The 23,797-nt window shown below is 66.4% G+C and carries 22 protein-coding genes; all 22 read right to left on the bottom strand.

The window, feature by feature from the left end; translation table 11 throughout:
- Positions 1-7: 7 nt before the first annotated feature.
- On the bottom strand, positions 8-1,654 hold the full coding sequence (fliF, locus tag C1931_RS09520; RefSeq protein ID WP_108756128.1) for a flagellar basal-body MS-ring/collar protein FliF: 1,647 nt from the start codon (positions 1,652-1,654) through the stop codon (positions 8-10).
- 12 nt (positions 1,655-1,666) lie between these two features.
- Positions 1,667-2,032, bottom strand: coding sequence for a flagellar hook-basal body complex protein FliE (fliE, locus tag C1931_RS09525; RefSeq protein WP_108749563.1), 366 nt, complete (start codon positions 2,030-2,032; stop codon positions 1,667-1,669).
- Positions 2,033-2,458: 426 nt separating this feature from the next.
- On the bottom strand, positions 2,459-2,875 hold the full coding sequence (locus C1931_RS09530) for a hypothetical protein (protein ID WP_108756129.1): 417 nt from the start codon (positions 2,873-2,875) through the stop codon (positions 2,459-2,461).
- 175 nt (positions 2,876-3,050) lie between these two features.
- Entirely contained in the window at positions 3,051-4,559 is a 1,509-nt protein-coding gene (locus C1931_RS09535) for a sigma-54 dependent transcriptional regulator (protein WP_108756130.1), read from the bottom strand.
- Positions 4,556-4,933: a response regulator transcription factor gene (locus C1931_RS09540; RefSeq protein ID WP_049460600.1), complete on the bottom strand. Its 378-nt coding sequence runs from the start codon at positions 4,931-4,933 to the stop codon at positions 4,556-4,558. Before C1931_RS09540 ends, C1931_RS09535 begins: the two co-directional genes overlap by 4 nt.
- A gap of 14 nt (positions 4,934-4,947) precedes the next feature.
- The gene (rpoN, locus tag C1931_RS09545; protein WP_108756131.1) at positions 4,948-6,357 is read right to left on the bottom strand and encodes an RNA polymerase factor sigma-54; all 1,410 of its coding nucleotides are present in this window, start codon (positions 6,355-6,357) and stop codon (positions 4,948-4,950) included.
- A 329-nt stretch (positions 6,358-6,686) separates the two neighbouring features.
- The gene (locus C1931_RS09550) at positions 6,687-7,319 is read right to left on the bottom strand and encodes a response regulator transcription factor (RefSeq protein ID WP_049460605.1); all 633 of its coding nucleotides are present in this window, start codon (positions 7,317-7,319) and stop codon (positions 6,687-6,689) included.
- 91 nt (positions 7,320-7,410) lie between these two features.
- Positions 7,411-7,989, bottom strand: coding sequence for a PilZ domain-containing protein (locus C1931_RS09555; protein ID WP_108756132.1), 579 nt, complete (start codon positions 7,987-7,989; stop codon positions 7,411-7,413).
- Positions 7,986-8,285 (bottom strand): hypothetical protein, encoded by a 300-nt coding sequence (locus tag C1931_RS09560; RefSeq protein ID WP_108756133.1) that lies wholly within the window; start codon positions 8,283-8,285, stop codon positions 7,986-7,988. Before C1931_RS09560 ends, C1931_RS09555 begins: the two co-directional genes overlap by 4 nt.
- Positions 8,285-8,704, bottom strand: coding sequence for a flagellar export chaperone FliS (gene fliS, locus C1931_RS09565; RefSeq protein WP_049460610.1), 420 nt, complete (start codon positions 8,702-8,704; stop codon positions 8,285-8,287). Before fliS ends, C1931_RS09560 begins: the two co-directional genes overlap by 1 nt.
- Positions 8,705-8,834: 130 nt before the next feature.
- On the bottom strand, positions 8,835-10,193 hold the full coding sequence (gene fliD / locus C1931_RS09570) for a flagellar filament capping protein FliD (RefSeq protein WP_199913928.1): 1,359 nt from the start codon (positions 10,191-10,193) through the stop codon (positions 8,835-8,837).
- 207 nt (positions 10,194-10,400) lie between these two features.
- Positions 10,401-11,642, bottom strand: a complete 1,242-nt coding sequence (locus tag C1931_RS09575) for a flagellin (RefSeq protein ID WP_108756135.1) — start codon at positions 11,640-11,642, stop codon at positions 10,401-10,403.
- A gap of 243 nt (positions 11,643-11,885) precedes the next feature.
- The gene (locus C1931_RS09580; protein ID WP_108756136.1) at positions 11,886-13,106 is read right to left on the bottom strand and encodes a flagellin; all 1,221 of its coding nucleotides are present in this window, start codon (positions 13,104-13,106) and stop codon (positions 11,886-11,888) included.
- Positions 13,107-13,336: 230 nt separating this feature from the next.
- A complete protein-coding gene (locus C1931_RS09585) occupies positions 13,337-14,515 on the bottom strand; it encodes a flagellin (RefSeq protein WP_108756137.1) in 1,179 nt (392 codons plus the stop codon).
- Positions 14,516-14,746: 231 nt separating this feature from the next.
- Positions 14,747-15,952: a flagellar hook-associated protein FlgL gene (flgL, locus tag C1931_RS09590; RefSeq protein WP_108756138.1), complete on the bottom strand. Its 1,206-nt coding sequence runs from the start codon at positions 15,950-15,952 to the stop codon at positions 14,747-14,749.
- The gene (flgK, locus tag C1931_RS09595) at positions 15,949-17,829 is read right to left on the bottom strand and encodes a flagellar hook-associated protein FlgK (protein WP_049461056.1); all 1,881 of its coding nucleotides are present in this window, start codon (positions 17,827-17,829) and stop codon (positions 15,949-15,951) included. The genes flgL and flgK overlap by 4 nt, the downstream gene beginning before the upstream one ends.
- A gap of 8 nt (positions 17,830-17,837) precedes the next feature.
- On the bottom strand, positions 17,838-19,034 hold the full coding sequence (gene flgJ / locus C1931_RS09600) for a flagellar assembly peptidoglycan hydrolase FlgJ (protein WP_108756139.1): 1,197 nt from the start codon (positions 19,032-19,034) through the stop codon (positions 17,838-17,840).
- Between the two features lies 1 nt (position 19,035).
- Positions 19,036-20,172 (bottom strand): flagellar basal body P-ring protein FlgI, encoded by a 1,137-nt coding sequence (locus C1931_RS09605; RefSeq protein ID WP_108756140.1) that lies wholly within the window; start codon positions 20,170-20,172, stop codon positions 19,036-19,038.
- 8 nt (positions 20,173-20,180) lie between these two features.
- Complete coding sequence (flgH, locus tag C1931_RS09610; RefSeq protein WP_108756141.1) at positions 20,181-20,873, bottom strand: flagellar basal body L-ring protein FlgH; 693 nt, start codon at positions 20,871-20,873, stop codon at positions 20,181-20,183.
- Positions 20,874-20,895: 22 nt separating this feature from the next.
- Complete coding sequence (flgG, locus tag C1931_RS09615) at positions 20,896-21,681, bottom strand: flagellar basal-body rod protein FlgG (protein WP_049461063.1); 786 nt, start codon at positions 21,679-21,681, stop codon at positions 20,896-20,898.
- A gap of 103 nt (positions 21,682-21,784) precedes the next feature.
- On the bottom strand, positions 21,785-22,534 hold the full coding sequence (locus C1931_RS09620) for a flagellar basal body rod protein FlgF (RefSeq protein ID WP_108749578.1): 750 nt from the start codon (positions 22,532-22,534) through the stop codon (positions 21,785-21,787).
- A 32-nt stretch (positions 22,535-22,566) separates the two neighbouring features.
- Entirely contained in the window at positions 22,567-23,790 is a 1,224-nt protein-coding gene (flgE, locus tag C1931_RS09625; protein ID WP_049461067.1) for a flagellar hook protein FlgE, read from the bottom strand.
- Between the last annotated feature and the right edge of the window lie 7 nt (positions 23,791-23,797).

The following is a 23,797-nucleotide window of genomic DNA, read 5'->3' on the forward strand; positions in this document are numbered from 1 at the left end:
TTGTGCCTCAGTCATTGGCCACCCAGCCCTTGACCACCTGGGCCACGCGCTTGGAGTCGGTCTTTACGGCTTCACGGGCCATCCGCAGTCGTTCCTCATATGAATCCACCGGCAGGGCCAGTGCTTCGGCCCCGCCCAGGCTGACCCGGTCGGCGCCCAGCGCCGGCAGCGGGGTGCCATCGTCATCCACCAGCTGCACGTCCGCGCTGTGCGGTTCCAGTGCAGCGTCGTCGTCCTTCTTGGTCTGCCCGGTGATGGCGCGCAGGGCAGGGCGCAGCACACCGAACAGCAGCGCCAGCACCACGATGGCACCCAGCAGCATGCGGCCGGCATCGTGTACCCACGGCAGTTCCCACCAGGCGGGGCCTTCCACCGGGGTGGTATCGCGCACGAACGGCGCGTTCATCACCGACACGGTATCGCCGCGTTCTGCATTGAAGCCCACGGCCTGCTTCACCAGCGCTTCCACGCGGGTCAGTTCGGCGGCCGACAGCGGCTGCGGGGCGACCTTGCCGTTGGCACCAGCGCGCGGCACGTTGTCCACCAGCACCGCCACCGACACGCGCTTGATGCGGCCGGCCGGCTGGCGGGTGTGCTGCAGCGTGCGGTCCAGCTCGTAGTTGCGGGTGGCGTTCTTGCTGCTTTCGGTCGGGGTCTGCGCGGTCGGCGGTGCGGCCGGCTGGCCCGGCGGGCTGTTGCTGGTCGCGCCCGGCACGCCCTGCGGGCCCGGCGTGGTGCTGGTGTTCTCGCTCATCTGCTCGCTGCGCAGCTTCTGCGGTTCACCGTTGTAGAGTTCGCGCGCCTCCTCGGTCACCGAGAAGTCCATGTCCACGCTCACTTCCGGATTCACCCGGCCCGGACCGGTCATCGGTTCCAGCAGTTCGCGGATGCGCTGATTGAACGAGGTTTCCTGGCGGCGCACCTGTTCGAACTGCGCGGCGTTGACGGCCGCTTCGCTGTTGGGGTCGCTCACGCTCAGCATGCGGCCGCTCTGGTCGACCACGGTCACCCGTTCCGGGGCCAGGTCGGGAATGCTGGCGGCCACCATGTGGACGATGGCATCGACCTGGCTGCGTTCCAGCTGCTGGCCGCCACGCAGTTCCAAGGTGACCGAGGCGCTGGCCACGTCACGCTGGCGGGTGAAGGCGCTGGGCTTGGGAATGGCCAGGTGCACGCGCGAATCGCGCACCGGGCGCAGGGTGTTGATGGTGCGCGACAGCTCGGTTTCCATCGCGTGCTGGTAGCGCGCGCTCTCCACGAACTGGCTGACGCCGAAGCCCGGGTCGCGCTCCATCAGTTCAAAGCCCAGCTTGCCGCTGTCGGTCAGGCCGGAACCGGCCAGCTTCAGGCGCGCATCGTGCAGGTTCTTTTCCGGCACGGTGATGCCACCGGTGGCCGGGTCCAGTTCGAACGGAATCTGTGCGGCGCGCAGCAGGTCGGTGGCTTCGGCGGTGGCCTTCTGGTCCAGGCCGGTATACAGCGGCACCATGCCCGGCTTCTGTGCCCAGAAGAACACGGCAAGGCCTGCCGCCACCGCCACGGCGATCATCGCCATCAGACCCAGGCGGCGGGTGATCTGCAGACTTTGCAGCCGATCGAACCACTGCCCGGCCTTTTCGGCGTTCAGGGATTCCTTGGAGAGCGTCAGTGCCATGCGGTTGGATCCTTACAGCGGCATGTTCATCACGTCCTGGTAGGCCTGGACGAGACGGTTGCGGACTTCCACGGTGGCGCGGAAGGCGATCTGGGACTGTTGCGAGGCGACCATCACCTTGGCCAGGTCGGCGCTGGGGTCACCCATTTCGAAGGCCTTGGCCAGGGCGCCGGAGGTCTGCTGGGCGTCGTTCACGCTGGACAGGGCGCCGCGCAGGGTTTCGGTGAAGCTGGGCGGCTGCACCTGCGGGGCATCCAGCACCGCGTTGGGCAGGGCATTGCTGCGCGGCGCTTCGGCCAGCGGGTTGAGCGCGGGCTGTCCCATCTGGGTCTGATAGGAGCGGATCTGGGAAAGGATCGAAGTGACGGAGTGGGACATCTGCAACGGTTCCAGAAACAGGGATGGGGGCTTTCGTCTGGAAGCAGTGCAAGCGGCGTGCCGAAACCGGTTTTTGATTCAGAGTGGTGAGGGTGGGGTGGGTGTATGCGGGGTTGCACCCCGCGCCCTGCCGAAGCAACGTCAACAGCCGATGCACTGAGGGCTGGCGGGGTGGGTCCGGTTGCGGGGGACGCCGTACACCCATCCATGGGGGCTTAGCCGCGCCATCCATGGCGCGGATACCCCCGCAACCGGACCCACCCCGCCTTCGACAGTTCTCTGCGATCTGTCGGGAGGGCATCGTGCTCTGGTAGGTGTCGACCTTGGTCGACACAGTAGAGCGCTGGGATGGGGTCAGATCCCGTTGCAACGCAACGGGCTCTGACCCCGGTCGTGGTGTCATTTAACCGGCGTCGGTTTTCTGGCCTAAGGCTGCAGGGTCCAGCGGCCGGAATTCTGGCGCTGCCGGGGCGGGATGGGACCGTCGTGCTGGGTGTAGATGAAACGGCCCTGGTGCTGGGTCAGGCAGGTCAGTAGCAAGGTGTAGCGGGCTGGGCCATCGGGGTGGGCTTCGACCATGTGGATTTCCGCGGCATGCGGGGCCAGGCGCTGGTAGCGGTAGGTGCCGCCGATGCGGATATCGGTGCCCAGTACATCGAGCGTGTAAGCGCTCGTGCCGAAGCTGACCTGCACCACGCGTCCGGCGTTGGGATTGTCCGGCGCATACAGTGGATCGCTGAGGTTGGTGAACTGGCGCTGGTCCAGTGTCGCGGGCAAGGTGCAATCGGCGGCGGTGGCCAGGGTCGGGCAGAGCAGGGCGATGAGCAGTGCTGGGCGATGCATGGTAGGACCTCCGTAGGGTGTCCCTGCCATGGTCCGCAGCGCGATTCCGATGTCTTTAGGAAAACGTGCAAATGCAAAAGGGTCGGATCCCTTTCCCGTGGAAAGGGCTCCGACCCCTCTGGAATCGCGCGGGGTCAGAGCCCTCCCTTCGGGAGGGATCTGACCCCTATGGCGGTCAGCTGGCCAGTTCTGCCGGTTCGCGTTCGATGCCGTACTTGCGCAGCTTTTCCACCAGGGTGGTGCGGCGCAGGCCGAGCAGTTGGGCGGCGTGGGCGACCACGCCCTGGGTGCGTTCCAGGGCTTCGTTGATCAGGCCCAGTTCGATGTTGGCCATGTGGTTGCGCAGGTCCAGGCCGTCGTCGGGCAGGGCTGCCGGGGCATTGGCGCGGTTCACCGCAATGCCGTGCTCCAGCGCCGGCTGGCCGCCGCTGCCGGGGGTGTGGAAGGAGAAGCTGCGCAGGTCCAGGCGGTCTTCGCTGCTGGCCACCGGCGCCGGGGCGGGGGCGGGCACCACCGGGGCCAGCGCGGCATCGCCGCGGTAACGGGCCGGCAGGTCCTGCACGCGCACCGAGCCGCCTGGGTGCAGCACGGCCAGGCGCTCGACCAGGTTGGTCAGTTCGCGCACATTGCCCGGCCATTCGTAGCCGGCCAGCGCCTGCAGGGCTTCAGGGGTGAAGCGCACTTCGCCACGGCCGGTGCGGGCCAGCTGCGCGGCGATGGTTTCCACCAGCGCGGGCAGGTCTTCGCGGCGTTCGCGCAGGGCCGGTACGTCGATCGGGAACACGTTCAGGCGGTAGAACAGATCCTCGCGGAACTTGCCTTCGGCGATGCGCGTTTCCAGATCGCGATGAGTCGCGGCGACCACGCGCACGTTGCAGCGGATGGTCTGGTTGCCGCCCACGCGTTCGAAGCTGCGTTCCTGCAGCACGCGCAGCAGCTTCACCTGCATCGGCAGGCTCATGTCGCCGATTTCGTCCAGCAGCAAAGTGCCGCCCTCGGCCATTTCGAAACGGCCCTTGCGCGCGGTCAGTGCGCCGGTGAAGGCACCCTTTTCGTGGCCAAACAGTTCGCTTTCCAGCAGATCGGCCGGAATGGCGCCGCAGTTGATCGCAACGAACGGGCCGTCACGGCGCGGCGAGCGCTGGTGGATGGCGCGCGAGACGACTTCCTTGCCGGTGCCCGATTCGCCCAGCACCAGTACGGTGGTGTCGAAGGCGGCCACTTGTTCGATCATGGTGCGCAGGGTGGTCACCGCCGGGCCGGTGCCGGTCGGGCCCTGGTCCTGCACGGCGCCGGCCTGGTGCTCGGCATCCAGCCGCTTCAGGCTGGCACGGCGCAGCAGGGCTTCCATCTGCGCATGGCGCAGCGGTGCTTCCAGCGGCCAGATGTTGGCTTCGTGCAGGCCATGCTGGTGGGCGAACGTGGCGGCATCGCCATCGGCCAGCAGCACCGGCGGCGGCAGGCTGCTGCCGCCCAGCCACGCATACAGCGCGGTGCTGGCCGGGCTTTCGTCCAGGCTGCCGACGATCACCGCCATCCAGTCGTTCTGGCGCTGGCGGCCCAGGTCGAAATCGGCCGCGTCGGAGACCCAGCGCGGGTTGAAATCCATGAATTCCAGCAGGGCAACGGTGCGCTCGGCGCGCACGGCATCGTTGTCCAGTACCAGGATGCGCGATTCGCTCACGATCTATCCTCCCTGAGGCCTTCCAGGATCGGCATGACTTCCTGGATATAGGACAGCTTGCTGACGAAGTTGTCGGCGCCGGCGCGCAGCGCGTGTTCGCGGTGCTCGACGTCGTCGAAGTGGCTGGCAATCACGATGTACGGGGCATCATCCTGCGATTTGATCAGGCGGGTGGCCTGCAGGCCGCCCATTTCCGGCATGGCCAGATCCATCAGCACCACCTGCGGGCGCAGGCTTTCCGAGCGCTCGATCGCTTCCAGCCCGTTGCCGGCGCTGCCAACGATCTGCAGCCAGTCGATCTTGCGGAAATGACGCATGGCGGCGTTGATGAAACCTTCGTGGTCATCGACCAGCAGCACTGTGAGCTTGTTCATGTCCAACATCCTTTTCAGCCCACCCGGGCCAGCTGGGGTTGCCTGGCGCTGATCCGGCGCCGTTCGCGGGCCGGAGCGATATCCAGTTGTTCGCGGTATTTTGCGACGGTTCGGCGGGCAATGTTCACCCCCTGTCGCGACAGCAGGCCGGCGATGGCCTCGTCGGCCAGCGGGCGACCGGCCGGTTCGGCGTCGATCAGGCGGCGCACCATGGCTTTCACGGCCTGCCCGGACACGCTGGCGCCTTCCAGGCGCACGGCGAAGAAGTGCTTCAGTTCGAAGGTGCCGCGCGGGGTCTGCAGGTACTTGCCGGTGGTGATGCGCGAAACGGTGGATTCGTGCATGCCGATTTCTTCGGCCACTTCCTTCAGGGTCAGCGGTGCCATGGCTTCGTCGCCACGGACCAGGAAGGCAGCCTGGCGTTCGACGATCACCCGCGCGGTGCGCAGCAGGGTGTCGTAGCGCATGGACAGGCCGCGGCTGAACCAGCGGGCTTCCTGCAGCATTTCGCGCAGGGCAGGGGCAGCATCGGCGGTGTCGGCCAGGGCCTGTTCGTACTGGCTGTTGATCGACACGCGGCGGCTGGTGGCCGGGTTCAACGCCACCTTCCACTGCTCGTCGGCATGCCAGGCCACCACGTCCGGCACCACGGCCACGTTGCTGTCGGTCTGCAGGCTGTCGCCCGGGCGCGGCTGCAGGGACAGGATCAGGCGCACTGCTTCGCGCACGTCGTCCACTTCGGCGTCGTGCTGGCGGGCCAGGGCCAGGTAGTCGTGGGCCGCCAGGGCGTCGAGCGCGCCTTCCAGGATGCGCCCGGCCAGGTGACGGCCGGGTACCAGGCCCTGCAGGCTGTACAGCTGGGCCAGCAGGCATTCGCGCAGGTCCTGCGCGGCCATGCCGGCCGGTTCGCCGTGCAGCAGTTGCTGGCGGATCGCTTCCACGCCTGCGGCGTCGACATCGAACTGGGCGCTGGCCAGCAGGTGCAGCTGGGCCAGCGGCGCCTGCAGGTAGCCGGCTTCATCGCAGTGTTCCAGCCAGAACGCGGCGATGGCCAGGCCACGGTCGTCCATATCCAGCGCCAGGCGCTGCAGCACGCGCAACTGCGGATCGCTGGATTCGCCGGCGGCAATGCGCGCCATGCGGTCATCATCGCCGTCCTGCCAACTGGTGCCGGCCACGTCCCACATGGACGATTCGGGCAGCTCGTCGAACGCCGCCGTTTCCAGGGTGGTGGCGGTGGCATCGCTGGCGTCGGCAACGGGCGCCTCGGCTTCTTCGATCTCCAGCAGCGGATTGGAATCGAGCAGGCGCTGGATTTCCTGTTCCAGGTGCAGGCCATCGAGCTGCAGCAGGCGGATCGACTGCAGCAGCTGCGGCGTCAGGTGTAGTTGTTGGCCCAGCTGGGTCGAGAGTGCAGCCTTCATCGTGGTTCCCCGGCGCCGCTCCCCGGCGCCTTGTGGAACACATCTTGCTTTTGATCCGGCAGGTCCGGAATCGGGGGGTTCCTGAGGCGCTTGGTTGAGTTCCCGACACGCTGTAGGGGAAATCCCTACGAAAGCGCGGGAAGTTGACGATGGCCGCGGCTAAATCGTTGATTGCTGGTGCGCAAAGCCGGGCAAAGGTGGGTCGGGCTGTACGGAAACCTGTCAGGGTCTGTCGGGGTGACGGGAAGTCGTCGCCAATGCAGGGTCCGGGTCGGTAGGGTCGACCGTTGGTCGACCAACGCGCAAGGCGCGGGGTTTCCGGCGGACGATCATTCCAGCTCGTGCTGGTGGCGGGCGGCCAGCAGCAGCAGATCGTTGGCGCGGCGGCAGCCCAGCGATTCCATCATGCGGGCGCGATGGGTCTCCACCGTCTTTACGCTGATGCCCAGGTCGGCGGCGATTTCCTTGTTGCTTTCGCCCTTGCCGATCTGCCGCAGGATCTCGCGCTGGCGCGGCGACAGCGCGGCAATGCCGGTGGGCTTTTCGCGGCCCAGCATGGGCGCCAGCATCTTGGCCGAGATCTGCGGGCTCAGGAACACCTGGCCGGCATGGGCAGCGCGCAGGGCCAGTTCCAGTTCCTGCGGTGCGGCATCCTTCACCACGAAACCCACGGCGCCGCGGTCCAGTGCATCGCGCACATGGGCGGCATCGTCATGCATGGTCATCATCACCACCCGGGTGCCGGGTGCGCGCAGGCGGATGTCGCTCAGCGCTTCCAGGCCGGTGCGGCCGGGCAGGGAAAGATCCATCAGCACCACGTCCGGTGCATGCTGCAGGGCCAGTTGCAGCGCCTGTTCGGCGTTGCTGGCTTCGGCCACCAGCTGCACGTCGGCAAACCCCTGCAGCAGCCGCGCCAGGCCGGCGCGAACCAGGGTGTGATCGTCGACGATGAGAACTCGCACAGGCACGCAGCAGGTCCGTGAGGGGAGTCCACCTTAACTTAGCTGAACGGGCCCGCCAAGGCCCGTCGGCCACGCACTACCGTGACAGCGTTCAGCGCGCCCGGCGCGCTTCGGCAACCTGTCGACGGTGTAGACGGAAAAGGTGGCGTTCCATGGCCATCTCCAGGCCATCGCCCAGGCGGCTGAAGCGCAGCCAGAGGAAATGCCCGCCACTGCCATCGGCGGCTTCGGCCACCACCTCCACCGGCAGGTCGATATGGTCGGGCAGCCAGTCGCTGGGCTGCAGGCGGACGACGCCGGCCTGGCCCGGGCTGGCGCCGCTGCGCGGGCCCAGCTGCAGGCGGATGCCGCGGCGCGACCAGCGTACCGGGCGCAGGGGCAGGTCGTGGCCCTGCTGTCGCACCAGCCGGCCCAGCAGCACCATGGTCAGGTCCAGCTTGGCTTCCAGGCGCTGCAGCTGCAGGGTGGCCTCGCTGCGCTCCTCGTGCTCGTCCACCCTGCTGTCTTCCACCAGGGCCAGGCTGCGCAGCAGAGCTTCGGCATTGCCGGTACGGCCCAGCGCGCTGCCGGCCTGGAATTCGGCAGGCAGGGCCAGTTCGCAGCTGAGCGTTTCGTCGAACAGCTCGCTTTCGGCCGGGTGGTGCAGCGAGGTGGTCGGCAGCAGGGTCATGCCAGCGATTCTGCCTGCAGATATGCATGGGCTGCGCGAAGGGACGTGCGGCCCTGCTGCAGGTGGCTGGCCGCTTCATCGCGCAGCAGGCGCATGCGCGCGCTCAGGTCGTGCTGGTGCTGCAGCAGGCCCTGCAGCGCATCGGCGCCCAGGATCGCGCCGTGCACGTCCATGGCCTTGCGCAGGTTGGCGTCGTACTGGCCCAGCAGCGTGGCGCAGTCTTCGCCCGACGCGGTGGTCAGTGCGGCATCCAGCGCGTCCAGTTCGGCATGCAGCGGGGCAAGCACGGCGTCCATCAGGCAGGTGCCCCGGCAGCGCGCTGGCGCTGGTCCTGCGGAATCGCATTCCAAGCCGCGTCGATCTCGGTCAGCAGCTGCAGGGCTTCCTGCAGGGCCACCACGTCGTTGTGCAGGTTGGCTTCGGTCAGGCGCTGCTGCACGTAGTCGTACAGGGCCGACAGATTGCCGGCGATCTCGCCGCCGGCTTCATGGTCGAGCGAACCATTGAGGTGGCCGACGATGGCGCAGGCTTCGCCGATCGCCTTGCCCTTGCGCGCCTGGTCGTTGCGCTCGATGCAGGCCTCGGCCAGGCGGATGCGTTCGCACGCTCCGGTCAGCAGCAGTGCAACCAACTTGTGCGGGTCGGCGTCGGACACGGCGGTGTTCACCCCGACCTTGCGGTACTGCTCTGCGTACTGACGGCTGGAACCGTACATTGAATGAGTCTCCTGGTTGGCCACCCGGCGCATGGCCTGTCGGTGGCATCAGGGCCCGCCACGGGCCCTGCATTGTGTTGCTGTTTGTATCGGCGCCGGCAGCGCCAAACTTGAGCGCCGCCGTGCGGGTTCAGCTGCTGGTCTTCTTGGCCAGCTGCTGGGTCAGGTAGTCGCTGGTGGTCTGCATCTGGCTGACCAGCGATTCCATCGAGGTGAACTGCTTGGTGTAGCGGGTGGACACCTGTTCCATGCGCGCATCCAGATCGTCCAGGCGCTTTTCCAGATCCTTGATCTGCTTGTTCAGTGTGTTGGTGCGCTGAGTGATGGTGCCGGTGGTGGCGTCCAGGTTGCTCTTCAACATGTCGGTCATCGACTTGCCGACCTTGCCGTCGGCGCCGAACAGGTTGCTGACCGATTCGGGATCCTTGGCGATGGCTGCGTCCAGCTTGGTGCTGTCCAGGCTCATGGTGCCGTCGGTGGCCAGGGTGATGCCCAGCGCCTTCAGTTCGTTCACGTTGGGGCTCATCTGCCCGCGCAGCTGCTGCTGCAGGCCGCGCACCATGGCATCGCCGGTCAGTGCCGAGGCCGTGTTGGTCTCGCTGTTATAGGCGGTGGCCGACTTCAGGGTGGTGTTGATCGCGTTGTAGGCGGTCACGAAGGCGGTCAGGTTGGCCTTCAGCGCACTGTTGTCGCGGCCGATGGTCAGGGTCTGCTTCACGTCCGGGTTGGCCTTGGTCAGCGTGAGCGTGACGCCCGGCACCAGGTCGGAGATCGTGTTGGAGCTGGAGGTACGGGTGAAGCCGTCCACGATCACGATCGCGTCCTTGGCTTCCACCATCACTTCCATCTTCGAGGCGGCGGTGCCGTCATAGGCCAGGTCATCCAGGGTGCCGTTGCCGCCGGACGGGGTGACCGTGATCGCGCCGGCTTCGCCGGAATCCACGGCGGTCAGTACCAGGTGCTGGCCATCGTCGGCGGTCACCACCGAAGCGACCACGCCCTTGCCGGCCGAGGCCTTGTTGATCGCCTTGGCCACGTCGGCCAGCTTGCTGTCGGCGGCAATATCCACTTCCAGGCTGGTGTCGCCGTAGCCGATCGTCAATTTACCGCCGCCGATCGCCGCATCCTTGTCGAAGGCCTTGGAACTGAGCTTCTGGTTCTGTGCCAGCTGCTGTACCTGCACCTGGTGGGTGCCGGCCACCGGGCTGGTGGCGTTGTCGCCGGTATCGACCGCGGCGGTGAAGGTGGCATCGGTGCCGAGCGTGGTCTTGTAGCCGGGGTTGTCGGCGCTCTTCACCAGGGTGGCCAGCGCGGTCTGCAGGTTGGCCAGGCCACTCTTGATGGTGCTGATGGCCGACAGCTTCGAGGTCGCAGCCGTGCCCAGCGCGTTGATCTGGTTTTCCTGCGGCTCGCGCTCTTTGGCGACCAACTGCGCGACGAGGGTAGGGATGTCGAGACCCGTACCGATGGTTCCGATGGCCATGAGGATTCCTTGTGCTGTGGGCGGGCGAAGCCACTGCCGTTGCAATGGCTATCGGCCGCCGGAATGGAAGCTTGAGCGCACGCGCGTGCGCCGATGCATGCGCCGCTGCAAGGCCCGTGCCAGCCGGGGTGCGTGCGGTTCCGGCAGCCGCCCCAAACGCAGAAAGGCCGCCCGAAGGCGGCCTTTGCGTACTGCATGAACCGGCGTAGGGGATCAGCCCTGCAGCAGGCTCATCACGCTGGACGGCGACTGGTTGGCCTGGGCCAGCATCGCGGTACCGGCCTGCTGCAGGATCTGCGTGCGGGTCAGTTCAGCGGTTTCCTTGGCGTAGTCGGTGTCGCGGATACGGCTGCGCGAGGCGGACAGGTTTTCCGAGGTGGTGTTCAGGTTGGCGATGGTGGAGGTGAAGCGGTTCTGGATCGCACCCATGTCGGCACGCGAGGAGTTCACTGCGGTCAGCGCCTTGTCGACCACGGCCAGCGCCTGCTGTGCACCGGCCACGCTGCCGATGTCCAGGTCAGCAGCAAAGGTCTTGTTGGTCGGGGCGCCGGTGGAAGCGGTGAAGGTCGGAGCGGTGGTGGCAGCCGGGGTGCCGGCGGTGTTGGTCCAGGTGCCGGCGGTCACGCCGAAGGCGGTGAAGGCGCCCGAGGCGTTAACGCTGTCCTTGATCGCGGTCAGGTTGATCTTGGTGGCATCGGTGCCGTCAACCTGGGCGTAGACGCCGGTCTGGTCCATCTTTTCATTGATGGCGGCGGCCACGGCCTTGGCGGCGGCGCCCTGCATGTCAGCGGCGGTGGTGCCGGTGGCCTTCACCTCGATGTCGCCCAGGTCGATGGCCTTGCCATCCGAACCGGTCACCTTCATGCCGGTGATCTTCAGGCCTTCGCCAGCGGTGACGGCGGTGGCGCCGATGGTCAGCGAGTTCGAGTCGAACTGGGCGCCGCCCAGTGCGTTGGCGCTGGCGTTGACGATGCTGTTGATGCCGATGGTCTGGCCCGAATCAGCGCCGACCTGGAACAGTGCGCCGGAGAACGAACCGTCCAGCAGCTTGGTGCCGTTGAAGTTGGTCTGGCGGGAAACGCGGTCGATTTCCGAAACCAGCTGCTTCACTTCGGCGTTCAGCGCTTCGCGGTCGCTGTCGGAGTTGGTGGCGTTGGCCGACTGCACCGACAGTTCACGGATACGCTGCAGGTTGTTGCCGATTTCGACCATCGCGCCTTCGGCGGTCTGGGCCAGCGAGATGCCGTCGTTGGCGTTGCGCACGGCAACGTCCAGGCCGCGGATCTGGGTGCCGAAACGCTCGGAGATCGCCAGGCCGGCGGCGTCGTCCTTGGCGCTGTTGATGCGCAGGCCCGAAGACAGGCGCTGGATCGTGGTCGCCAGGCTGGAACCGCTGGTGGACAGGTTGCGCTGGGCGTTCAGCGACATCACGTTGGTATTGATGACTTGTGCCATTTTCTTGCTCCTGGTGGCGATGATGTCGCCGACGGTTGAGAGGCCTCCCGTAGGAGGGGCCGCTGCAGTTGGAATGCCTCGGCTGAAATCAATAACGGCGACATGTCAACCGTCTTTAGCAGGAATTTGGCCGTGTTTTGCTGAGTGTGTTCATGCGCGCGCGGTGTGGCCCGACAGCGGAACTGCAGACGCAGAAAAGCCGCCCGAAGGCGGCTTTCTGCGTTCAATGCGCGGCGGCAGGAATCAACCCTGCAGCAGGCTCATCACGCTCTGCGGTGCCGAGTTGGCCTGGGCCAGCATCGCGGTACCTGCCTGCTGCAGGATCTGCGTGCGGGTCAGTTCAGCGGTTTCCTTGGCATAGTCGGTGTCGCGGATACGGCTGCGCGAGGCCGACAGGTTTTCCGAGGTGGTGTTCAGGTTGGCGATGGTGGAGGTGAAGCGGTTCTGGATCGCACCCATGTCGGCACGCGAGGAGTTCACCGCGGTCAGCGCCTTGTCGACGATCGACAGGGCCTGCTGTGCACCGGCCACGCTGGAGATGTCCAGGTTCGAGGCGTACTGGGCATCGATGCCGGTGGCCGCGGCGGTGGCGGTGTAGCCGGTCGGCGCGGTGTTGCCGGTCCAGGTGCCGAAGTCGATGTCGATGGCGTTGAAGGTGCCGTCGTCAGCGATGGTGTTCTGCACCGAGGTCAGGTTGATCTTGCCGGCGGTGGCGTCCACCTCGGCGTACACACCGGTCTGGTCCATCTTCTCGTTGATGGCGGTGGCGATGGCAGCGGCGGTGGCCTTCTGGGTGGCGGCCTCGTCAACACCGGCCTTCACGTTGATGTCCGCCAGGGTGATTTCCTTGCCGTCCGAACCGGTCACCTTCATGCCGGTGATCTTGACGTCGGCATTGTTGCCGGCGGTCTGCGCTGCAACGGTGAAGTCGTTGGCGTCGAACTTCACGCCGCCCAGTGCATTGGCGCTGGCGTCGACGATGCTGTTGATGCCGATGGTCTGGCCCGAATCGGCGCCGACCTGGAACAGCGCGCCGGAGAACGAACCGTCCAGCAGCTTGGTGCCGTTGAAGTTGGTCTGGCGGGACACGCGGTCGATTTCCGAAACCAGCTGCTTCACTTCGGCGTTCAGCGCTTCGCGGTCGCTGTCGGAGTTGGTGGCGTTGGCCGACTGCACCGACAGTTCACGGATACGCTGCAGGTTGTTGCCGATTTCGACCATCGCGCCTTCGGCGGTCTGGGCCAGCGAGATGCCGTCGTTGGCGTTGCGGACTGCGACGTCCAGGCCGCGGATCTGGGTGCCGAAACGCTCGGAGATGGCCAGGCCAGCGGCGTCGTCCTTGGCGCTGTTGATGCGCAGGCCCGAGGACAGGCGCTGGATCGTGGTGGCGAGGCTGGAGCCGCTGGTCGACAGGTTGCGCTGTGCGTTCAGGGACATCACGTTGGTGTTGATGACTTGTGCCATTGCCGTTCTCCGAGAGTTGTATCTGGTGCTGGAAAGGGGAGGTCCCCGGGGGAGGACCGCTGGGGTGTTGTGCCCCGTTGATACCAATAACGACACCCCGCGCCGGACCTTTAGGGATCAGCGAAAAGTTTTTTTGCCAATGTCAACGGGGGCGTGATCGCGCTCGCGCCCAAACGCAGAAAGGCCGCCCGAAGGCGGCCTTTCCGTGTTGCATCAGCCGTTGCGGGGGATCAGCCCTGCAGCAGGCTCATCACGCTGGACGGCGACTGGTTGGCCTGGGCCAGCATCGCGGTACCGGCCTGCTGCAGGATCTGCGTGCGGGTCAGTTCAGCGGTTTCCTTGGCGTAGTCGGTGTCGCGGATACGGCTGCGCGAGGCGGACAGGTTTTCCGAGGTGGTGTTCAGGTTGGCGATGGTGGAGGTGAAGCGGTTCTGGATCGCACCCATGTCGGCGCGCGAGGAGTTCACCGCCTTCAGCGCATCGTCAACGATCGACAGGGCCTTCTGGGCGCCGGCGATGCTGGAGATGTCGACCTTGCTGACCGTGGACGATTCGGTGGCGTCGACCTTGGTGGCCGAGATGCCGGCGAAGGCCGGGGCCAGATCGGCGTCGGTGGTCGTGCCGGCGGTGAATTCCAGCGCCTGGCCCGACTTCAGCGAGGTCAGGGTCATCTTGCCGGCGTCGTCCAGCTCGGCGTAGACGCCGGTCTGGTCCATCTTGTCGTTGATGGCATTGACGGTCTTCTTGGCCACCGACAGGGCGGTATCACCGGCCTTGAAGGCGATGTCACCGATGTCCTGGCCGTTTACCTTCAGGCCGGTCACCTTGCCATCAGCGGCAGCCGCGTCGCCGTAGATGGCTGCGGTGCTGGTCTGGGTGGCAGCGTACTTGCCTTCGCCCAGGGCGCTGGTGCTGGCATCGACGATGCTGTTGATGCCGATGGTCTGGCCCGAATCGGCGCCGATCTGGAACAGCGCGCCGGAGAACGAACCGTCCAGCAGCTTGGTGCCGTTGAAGTTGGTCTGGCGGGAAACGCGGTCGATTTCCGAAACCAGCTGGTTCACTTCGGCGTTCAGCGCTTCGCGGTCGCTGTCGGAGTTGGTGGCATTGGCCGACTGCACCGACAGTTCGCGGATACGCTGCAGGTTGTTGCCGATTTCAACCATCGCGCCTTCGGCGGTCTGGGCCAGCGAGATGCCGTCGTTGGCGTTGCGCACGGCCACGTCCAGGCCACGGATCTGGGTGCCGAAACGCTCGGAGATCGCCAGGCCGGCGGCGTCGTCCTTGGCGCTGTTGATGCGCAGGCCCGACGACAGGCGCTGGATCGTGGTCGCCAGGCTGTTGCCGCTGGTGGACAGATTGCGCTGAGCGTTCAGCGACATCACGTTGGTATTGATGACTTGTGCCATTTTTTCTCTTCCTGTGGGCGAAGGCCGGCGCCAGGTGGCCGACCGATGCACGACGCGAAGGTGTTTCGCGTTTGCAAGGTCCAGTAACGGCGCCAGGAAGGCGGTCTTTAGCACAAACGCCAACGCCACCGTCCCGAGGGGCGGTGGTTGGGTGCCGCAGCCCAGGCGGGCTGCGGTTCAGCGGCCTTCGTCGCGCGGCCCGGGGGAGTGCCGCGCGACGAAGGCGCCTGCTCAGCGGATCGCGTTGAACAGCGACATCTGCTGCATCTGGGTAAAGATCGTCTGCGCGGCCTGCAGCGCGATCTGCTCAAGCTGGTACTGGCCCACGGCTTCGGCGTAATCCAGGTCGCGGATCGACGACAGCGTGGTTTTCAGGGTGACCGCGTTCGATTCGCGGGTAGCGGCGGCATCGTCGATGGCCTTCAGCTGCGCACCACCGGCCGAGCGCGCGTCGATGAACTGTTCGGCGGCGCGGGCGATATCGCGGATGCCCGACTGCAGTGCGTTCTGCTGGTTGGCCACCTCGGCGGGGGTGTTGGCGGCGGTGTTCAGCGCATCGATCATGCCCTGCACCGTGGAAAACACATCGCGGGTGCCCGACGGGCCGATGCTGAAGCTGTCGCCGGCCGCGGGCGTGCCTTCGATACGCATCGACACGCCTTCGAAGCTGATGTCCTCGCCGGCCTTGAATGTGCCGGTGCTGACCACGGTGCCGGTGGAATCGAGCACTTCGTACTGATCGGCAGCGGTAAAGTTCAAGGAATAGCTGCCGCCATTCCAATTGCCGGAAGAAGAATTCAAACCGAACGTGGTGAGCACGCCATTGCCGGTATTGCCGGCTGCAGCCGCACCATCCAGGGTGCCATCGCCGGTGCGGATGCGCAGGAAGATCTCGCTGCCGGGCAGGGCGTCCTTCACGAAGGTGTCCGGTGCCACTTCCACCTGGCGCTGGGTCTGGTCGCCGTTGTAGCTGACCGTGCCGTTGCCCAGCTTGAATGGCGCGTCGGCATCGTCGGTGCCGCCGAACAGGTAGCGGCCGGTGCCGTCGGTGGTGTTGGCCAGCGACAGCAGGCTGTCGTACACCGTCTGCAGTTCCGAGCCGATCGACTTCAGGTCCGCCGCCGACAGGGCAGGGTTGTTGGCCTGCAGGGTCAGTTCGGTAATGCGCGCCATCAGTTCGTTGGCGCCGGACAGGGCGTTTTCCTGCAGGCCCAGGCGGTTCTGCACCACGTCGGCGTTGGATTTGAAACGATCGAGTTCGGCCACGGCGCGGTCCAGGCTGACCGCGGTGCCGGCGGCGACCGGGTCGTCCTTGGCCGATACCAGGCGCTGGCCGGTGGCCAGCTGCTGTTCCAGGTGGCTCATCTTGGCCTGCTTGGACAACATCAGCGAGACGGACTGGCTGAACATCATCCCGGTGGAAATGCGGTTGTTCATCGCGATACAGCTCCCAGGATGGTCTGGAACATGGTGTCGGCAGTGGAAATCAGCTGCGAAGCGGCCTGGTAGGCCTGTTGCAGGCGGAGCATGTCGGCAGCTTCTTCATCCAGGTTCACCCCGGAAATCGAATCGCGCGCGGACTGTGCCTGGTCGGTGATCACCTGCTGCGCATCCAGCGAATATTCCGCTGCACGGGCGGCGGCGCCCACCTGCGTGGTCAGCCCGCCCAGTGCGCCGTTCAACGTGATGGTGCCGGCGTTGAATGCCTTGGCGTCCTCGACCTTGGCCAGGGCCAGGGCATTGCTGTTGTCGGACGAACCGACCGGGGTGGGGGTGATGTTGAAGGTATCGCCGGTCTTCGGCGCGCCATCGAGCACGAAACTCCAGCCATTGGCGGTGATCGCCTGGCCGGCGGTGTAGGTGAACGGTCCATTGCCATCGATGGTGTATTCGGTGGCCGAGGTGAACACGATTGCGGCAGGGTTGCGCAGGTTCGCGTTGCTGGCGTCGGCCACCTTCACGTCGCTCAGCTTGCCGGTGCCGGTGTTGGCCAGCGCGGCACTGCCCTTGATCGGCGCGGCCGCGGCCAGGCGCGAGGTATCGGTGATCGCCACGCCGATGCTGCCGGCCACGCCCGCGGTGGGCTGCAGCAGGAAGCGGTCATTGGTGGCCGGGGTGCCGCTCACCACCAGCTCCACGCCATTGATCTTCAGCGGATCGGTGGCGGTGCCGGTACCGGTCATGGCCACGCTGGCGCCGGTATCCGAACGCATCGCCAGCCACTGCGTGCCGTCGTACTTCAGCACGATGTTCTGTGCATCCAGCGATGACAGGTCGCCGTAGCTGGCGGTGATCGAGGCAGTGCCGGTGTTGCTGGTGTTGCCGGTCACGCGCGGGCTGCCGATGTTGAACAGGTCGCCGCCCATGTTGCCGTACAGATCCACGCCGTTGCGGTGGGTCTCGTTGAACGTGGTCGCCAGGCCCACGGCCAGCTTGCCCAGTTCGGCCTGGGCCGGGGTCAGCACGGTGTCGCGGAATTCCAGCATGCCACCGACCTGGCCGCCCAGCTGCTTCGGGTCCAGGGTGATCTTGCCGCCCTGGGTCTGCAGCGCCAACTGCAGGCGCTCGGGCTGGTAGGGGTCGGTGACCGTGGTCACCTTCGAGGCGGTGGTGCCGACCACCAGGGCCTGGCCGCCGGCGGTGTACACGTTCAGGGTGCCGCCATCCTGGGCCACGGCGGTGCCGCCGGTGTAGCCCACCAGGTTGGCGATCAGCTGGTCGCGGCGGTCCAGCAGGTCGGGCGCAGCGGTGGCCGCATTGCTGCCGATCACTCCGTTGATCTGGGCGATTTCCGCAGCCAGCCGGTTGATTTCGGTGGCGGCGGCGGTCAGGCCGTTGTTCACTTCGCTGTTGAGCGTGTTCAGGCTGTTGTTGAGCTGCTGGAAGCGGTTGGCCAGCGTGTTGGCGCTGTCCAGCACGTTCTGCCGGTCGGCGCTGCCCGACGCGTTGGACGACAGGCCGCTGACCGAATCGAAGAAGTTGGACCAGACGCCGGACACATTGGTGGCGGTGTCCGAGAACAGCGCATCGACGCGGTCGGCCATGGTGGAAAGCTGCTTCAGCCGCGCCAGTTCGCCGCTGCTGTCCAGCAGGCGGGAAATCGCCAGCTGGTCGGCGGTGCGGCGGATATCAACGATACGCGTACCGTTGCCGACGTCGCCATAGCCGAAGTTCTGCGGATCGGCGGTGGCAAAGTCGACCTTCTGCCGGCTGTAACCGGGCGTGTTGATGTTGGCGACGTTGTGGCTGGTCGTCGCCAGGGCACGCTGGAAGGCGAGCAGCGCGTTGGTACCGGTGGAAAGGACGCTGGACATGGGGTTCCTCAACGGCGGGTGATACCCAGCGCCGCGGTTGCGGTGCTGGCGAAGGTCTGGCCAAGGCGGGCGCCGGCATCGGTCACCGCGGCAACCGCGCGTTCGATGGTCGGGCCACCGGCAATGGCGGCGATCTTGGCGGCGTAGCTCGGGTCAGTTGCATAGCCGGCGCGCTGCAGGCCACGGGCGAAGCCCTGCACGTCGGTGCCGGCCTGCAGGGCCTGCTGGTAGCGCGGGCTGGTCTTCAGCAGGCGCACGTAATCGGCGAAGCTTTCGGCCGGCGAGCTGTAGGCGCGGAAGCTGGCGGTTTCGTTACGGCGCACGCCATCCACGTATTCGTGGGTGCCGGCCACTGCGCTCTGGCCTTTCCAGCCGGTGGCCTTGATGCCGAACAGGTTGTGCGAGGTGCTGCCGTCGGCGTGCTTGATCTGGCGCTTGCCCCAGCCGGTTTCCAGCGCCGCCTGGGCCACCAGGGCGCGGGCATCCACGCCCAGTTCCTTGGCCGCGTTCTGCGCGTGCGGCCAGATGCTGGCCACGAAGCCTTCCGGCGTGTGTGCGCCCAGCTGGGCCACCGCGGTGCGGCTGGCCAGTGCGTCGGCGGCGGTGCCAGTACTGCCACGGTTGCTGGCTGTAGGCGCCCACTGGTCGCTGGCGGCGGCCCAATCGGCACCACCAATGTTGCTGGCGTACGGATCCTCGGTGCCCAGCGCACGGTGCGCGCTGCTGCTTTCGCGGCCGGCAATCAGGTCCAGCGCCTGTTCCATTGGTGCCACCGACGATTGCGCGCCGTCCTGCACGCCGGCGGACATCTGCTGCAGGATGCGCAGTGCGTTGCTGGCATCTTCCAGCGGCAGTGACGGCGCCTGGGCCGGTGCGTTCAACTGGTAGGCGCGGCTGGCCTTGGCCGGGTCCACGCGGGTGTCCAGCGCCGGGGCGTCGCTCTGGTTGCCGGACAACTGGCGGGCGATGGTTTCGTGCAGGCCCAGGCCCTTGCCGCGGGTCAGGGTCTCGGCAATCTTCTGGTCGTACATGTCCCGGAAGACCTTGTTTTCACCCGGGAACAGCGAATCGCCGAAGCTGGCATCGCGCATGCTCTTCACCAGCATCTGCGCGAACTGGCCTTCCAGCTGGCGTGCGACCTTGTCGATCTTGGCCGGATCGTTCTGCTGCGTCGGGTGCAGCTCAAGGGCGGGGGTGATACGCATGTCAGATCACCTCAAGCTCGGCGCTCAGCGCACCGGCCTGTTTCAGGGCTTCCAGGATCGCGATCAGGTCGCCCGGCGCGGCACCGACCGCATTCACCGCGTGCACGATCTCGTCCAGGCTGGTGCCACCGCTGAACTTGAACATGCGGCTGCCATCGTTGGTGGCGGTAATGGTCGATTGCGGGGTCACTACGGTCTGGCCACCGGCCAACGCGTTGGGCTGGCTGACGTTGGCGTTTTCCTGGATGGTGACGGTGAGCGAGCCATGCGAGATCGCCGCCGGGCCCACGCGCACCTGCTGGCCGATCACCACGGTGCCGGTGCGCGAATTGACCACCACCTTGGCCGGCGCGCTGCCCGGGGTCAGTTCCAGGTTTTCAATGCGGGCCAGCAGACCGATGCGGGCACCGGGGTCGGTGGGCGCACGCACGGCCACGGTCACGCCATCCACCGCACGCGCGGCGCCCTCACCGAAGGCATTGTTCAGCGCACCGACCATGCGCGAGACGGTGGTGAAATCGTTGTTGTGCAGGTTCAGGGTGATCTCGCCGTTGGCGCCGAACACATCGGGCAGGGCACGTTCAACGGTGGCGCCGCCGGGAATGCGGCCCACGCTGGGCACGTTCACCGACACGCGCGAACCATCCTTGCCCTGCGCACCGAAGCCGCCCACGATCAGGTTGCCCTGGGCGATGGCATAGATCTGGCCGTCGGCACCGCGCAGCGGTGCCATCAGCAGCGAGCCGCCGCGCAGCGATACGGCGTTGCCGATGGAAGACACGGTGATGTCGATCGGCTGGCCGGGCTTGGCGAACGGCGGCAGCTCGGCGTGGATGGCCACGGCGGCGACGTTCTTCAACTGCGGGTTCACGTTGGCCGGCACGTTCACGCCCAGCTCGCCCAGCAGGTTCTTCAGGCTCTGCACGGTGAACGGCGCCTGGCTGGTGCGGTCGCCGCTGCCATCCAGACCCACCACCAGGCCGTAGCCAACCAGCGCGTTGCCGCGCACGCCGCCCACCTGGGCCAGGTCCTTGATGCGCTCGGCACTGGCCGGCGATACCACCGCCATCACAAGGAAAATCGATCCGTAGAGCGACGCCATGCGTCGCTGCCAGGAAGAGAAGGAGAAGAGTTTCATGACAGTACTCAGAACGGCGCCAGCGCCGAATTGAAGAAGCGGCTCAGCCAGCCCATGGCGTTGGACTGCGCCACGGCACCACGGCCGCCGTAGACGATGCGGGCCTCGGCCACGCGGCTGGAAGGCACCGTGTTGTCCTGGTTGATGTCGCCGGGGCGCACGATGCCCTGCACCTGCACCAGTTCGTCGCCCTGGTTCAGGCGCAGGTTCTTCTGCCCCTGCACCACCAGGTTGCCGTTGGGCAGGCGCTGCACCACCGTGACGGTCACGCTGCCCTGCAGGCGGTTGCTCTGCGCGCTGTTGCCCTTGCCGGTGAACTCGCGCTCGCCATTGGCGCTGGCGCTCAGGATGTCCTTGCCGCCCAGGGTGACCGGTGCGCCGAACAGCGAAGGCGAGCCGATGGTCAGGCCCGATTCCTTGCTGGTGGCGGTGTTGGCACTGGTCTGCGCGGTGGTGTTTTCCAGCAGGGTGATGGTCAGCAGATCACCCACATCGCGGGCGCGGCGGTCGGCATACAGGTTCAGCGTCGGGCCGGCGGCATAGATGGCGCCGGCGGTGGGCGCGGCCTGCATCGGCACGATCGGCTGCACCGGGGCCATGGCGGGGTAGGGGCGCACGTCGCCGGCAATCACGCAGCCGCCCAGCAGGGCGGTTACGGCGCAGCACAGCGCGGTGCGGGCGAGGGTAGAGAAGGGCGACATGGCGGTATCCCGGTGGTTGCGGTCAGACGTTCTGGTTCAGGTAGCCGAGCATGGCGTCGGTGGTGGAAATGGCCTTGGCGTTCATTTCGTAGGCGCGCTGGGTTTCGATCATCGACACCAGCTCTTCCACCACGTTCACGTTGCTGCCTTCCAGCGCACCCTGCACCACGGTGCCCAGACCGTTCAGGCCGGGGTTGCCGTTCTGTGCGGGGCCCGATGCCGTGGTTTCCAGGAACAGGTTTTCGCCGCGGGCCTGCAGGCCGGCCGGGTTCACGAAATCGGTCAGGGTCAGCGCGCCCACTTCCACCGATGCAGCGTCGTCGGCCATCTTCACGCTGATGGTGCCGTCGCTGCCGATGGTGACCGACTGCGCGCCTTCGGGAATCTGGATGCCCGGCTGCACCGGGTAGCCAGTGTTGGTCACCAGCTCGCTGTCCTGGTTGATCTTGAACGAGCCATCACGGGTGTACGCGGAACTACCGTCGGGCAGCTGCACTTCGAAGAAGCCACGGCCGTTGACCATCACGTCCAGCGCGCGGCCGGTCTGCTGCTGGCTGCCCTGTTCGAAGTTCTTCGAGGTAGCCACCACGCGCACGCCGGTACCCAGCTGCAGGCCGGTCGGCAGCTGCGTCTGTGCCGAACTGGCGCCGCCGGGCTGGCGCACCTGTTGGTACAGCAGGTCTTCGAAGCTGGCGCGGTCCTGCTTGAAACCGGTGGTGTTGGTATTGGCGAGGTTGTTGGAAACCACCGACATGCGCGTCTGCTGCGCATCCAGTCCGGTTTTTGCGATCCACAATGCCTGGTTCATCTTCGGAATCCTGTCTGGCTGAAGCGGGCCGCGCGGTGCGGCCGTTGGTGAAGGGTGTGCAAGCGGTGTGCCAACGCCGGCCCATGCCGGCGCCGGAATTCCGTCAGCCGCCCAGGCGCAGCAGGCTGTTGGCGCTGCGCGCGTTGTCGTCGCCGTGCTTGATCACCTGCACCTGCATTTCGTACTGGCGCTGCAGCTGGATCATCTGCACCAAGGCACCGGCGGCATCCACGTTGCTGCCTTCCAGCTGGCCGCTGTGCACGGTGGCACCCTGCGCCTGGGCGAAGGGCTGCTGCGGGTCGGTGTTGCGGAACAGGCCGTCCAGGCCGCGTTCCAGGCGTTCGTCTGGTGCCTGCACGATCTTGATGCGGCCGATCATCGCCATGGTCTGCGGGCCTTCGCCCTGCGGAATGATCGAGATCGTGCCGTCGTTGCCCACTTCCATTGCCTGGTAGGGCGGAATGGCGATGGGGTTATTGTTGTCATCCAGCACCGCACGGCCGCTGGACGTCACCAGCTGGCCATTGGGGGTGACCGACAGCGCGGCCCCCCGGGTGTAGGCTTCGCTGCCATCGGTGGCCTGCACGGCCAGCCAGGTGCCGGTCTGCAAGGACAGGTCCAGCGGCTTGCCGGTGATGTGCTGCGCGCCGGCGCTGCGGTTGAAACCGGCGTCGACGTGCAGCGCATCCACCCGCGAGGCATAGCCCTGCCCACGGATCGGGAAGGCCTCGGTGTTGGCCAGCGCTTCCTTGAAGCCGGGGGTGTCGGAGTTGGCGAGGTTGTGGCTGAGCGTACCCTGCGCCTGCAGGGAGGCGCGGGCACCGGTCATCGCCACGTAAAGGGCTTTATCCATGCGGGGAGTTCCGTGACAGGGTCAGCAGCTCATCAACGGATGTTGATGACGGTCTGGGTGATCTGGTCCTGCGTGGTGATCATCTGCGCGTTGGCCTGGAAGTTGCGCTGGGCCACGATCATGTTCACCAGCTGCTCGGTCAGGTCCACGGTGGACGATTCCAGCGCGCCGGCCTGGATCTTGCCCAGGTTCGAGGTGTCCGGAGAGCCGGTGCGCGGGGTGCCCGAATCGAAGGTTTCCACCCACAGGTTGTTGCCCTTGGCTTCCAGGCCCTGCGGATTGTTGAAGGTGGTCAGTGCCACCTGGCCCAGCGCCTTGTCATCGCCGTTGGAATAGCGGGCAAACACCACGCCGCTTTCCGAAACGGTGATTTCATTGAGCTTGCCGGCCGCGTAACCATCCTGCTGGGTGTTGCGCAGGGCGAACTTCTCGCCGTACTGGGTCGAGCCGGTCACATCCAGGGTCATGTTCAGCACGCCCGCACCGGTGGTCGGGGTGAACGTGCCCAGGCTGATCTTGCCGTCGGCCGGGTCGATCAGGGTGCCGGCGTTGTCGAATTCCAGATCGGTGGGCGTGCCCGCGGCCTGGCCGTCAACGTAGTTGTGCACGCGCCACTGGTTCACACCCGGCAGCTTTTCGAAGTACGACACCTGGGTGTGGCTGACGCCCAGCGAGTCGTACACGGTGATGCCGCCACTGGAGAAGTTGTAGCTGTTCGAATCGGTCGGGTCGAAGGTGCCCACGGTCGGCACGCTGGCATTGGCCGGCAGGGTGAAGCCCACCTTCACTTCGCTGGTCTGCTTGGGCGGGCTGTCGGTGGTCAGCAGCTGCAGGTCGACCAGGCGGCCGGCATCGAAGTTGGTGCCATCGGCGTTCGGCGCGAACACCTGCAGGCGTGCACCCTGCGGGTTGATCACGTAGCCGGCCGAATCGGTCTGGAAGTTGCCGGCGCGGGTGTACACGCGCGCACCGTTCATGTTCATGGTGAAGAAGCCCTCACCGGAAACGGCCATGTCCAGGCTGCGCCCGGTCTGCTCGTTGTTGCCCTGCAGGAACTGCTGGGCCACGTTGGAAACGCGCACGCCCGAGCCGATCGAGTTCTTCGACAGGCCATAGCTGGTGGCCGAGAACAGGTCGGCGAATTCGGCGCGCGATTCCTTGAAGCCGGTGGTGTTGACGTTGGCGACGTTGTTGGCGGTGACGCTCAGGTCGGAGTTGGCGGCATTGATGCCGGACAGCGAGATGTTGAAGCCCATGGGATGC

Source organism: Stenotrophomonas sp. YAU14A_MKIMI4_1 (assembly GCF_003086855.1).
GTDB lineage: Bacteria > Pseudomonadota > Gammaproteobacteria > Xanthomonadales > Xanthomonadaceae > Stenotrophomonas.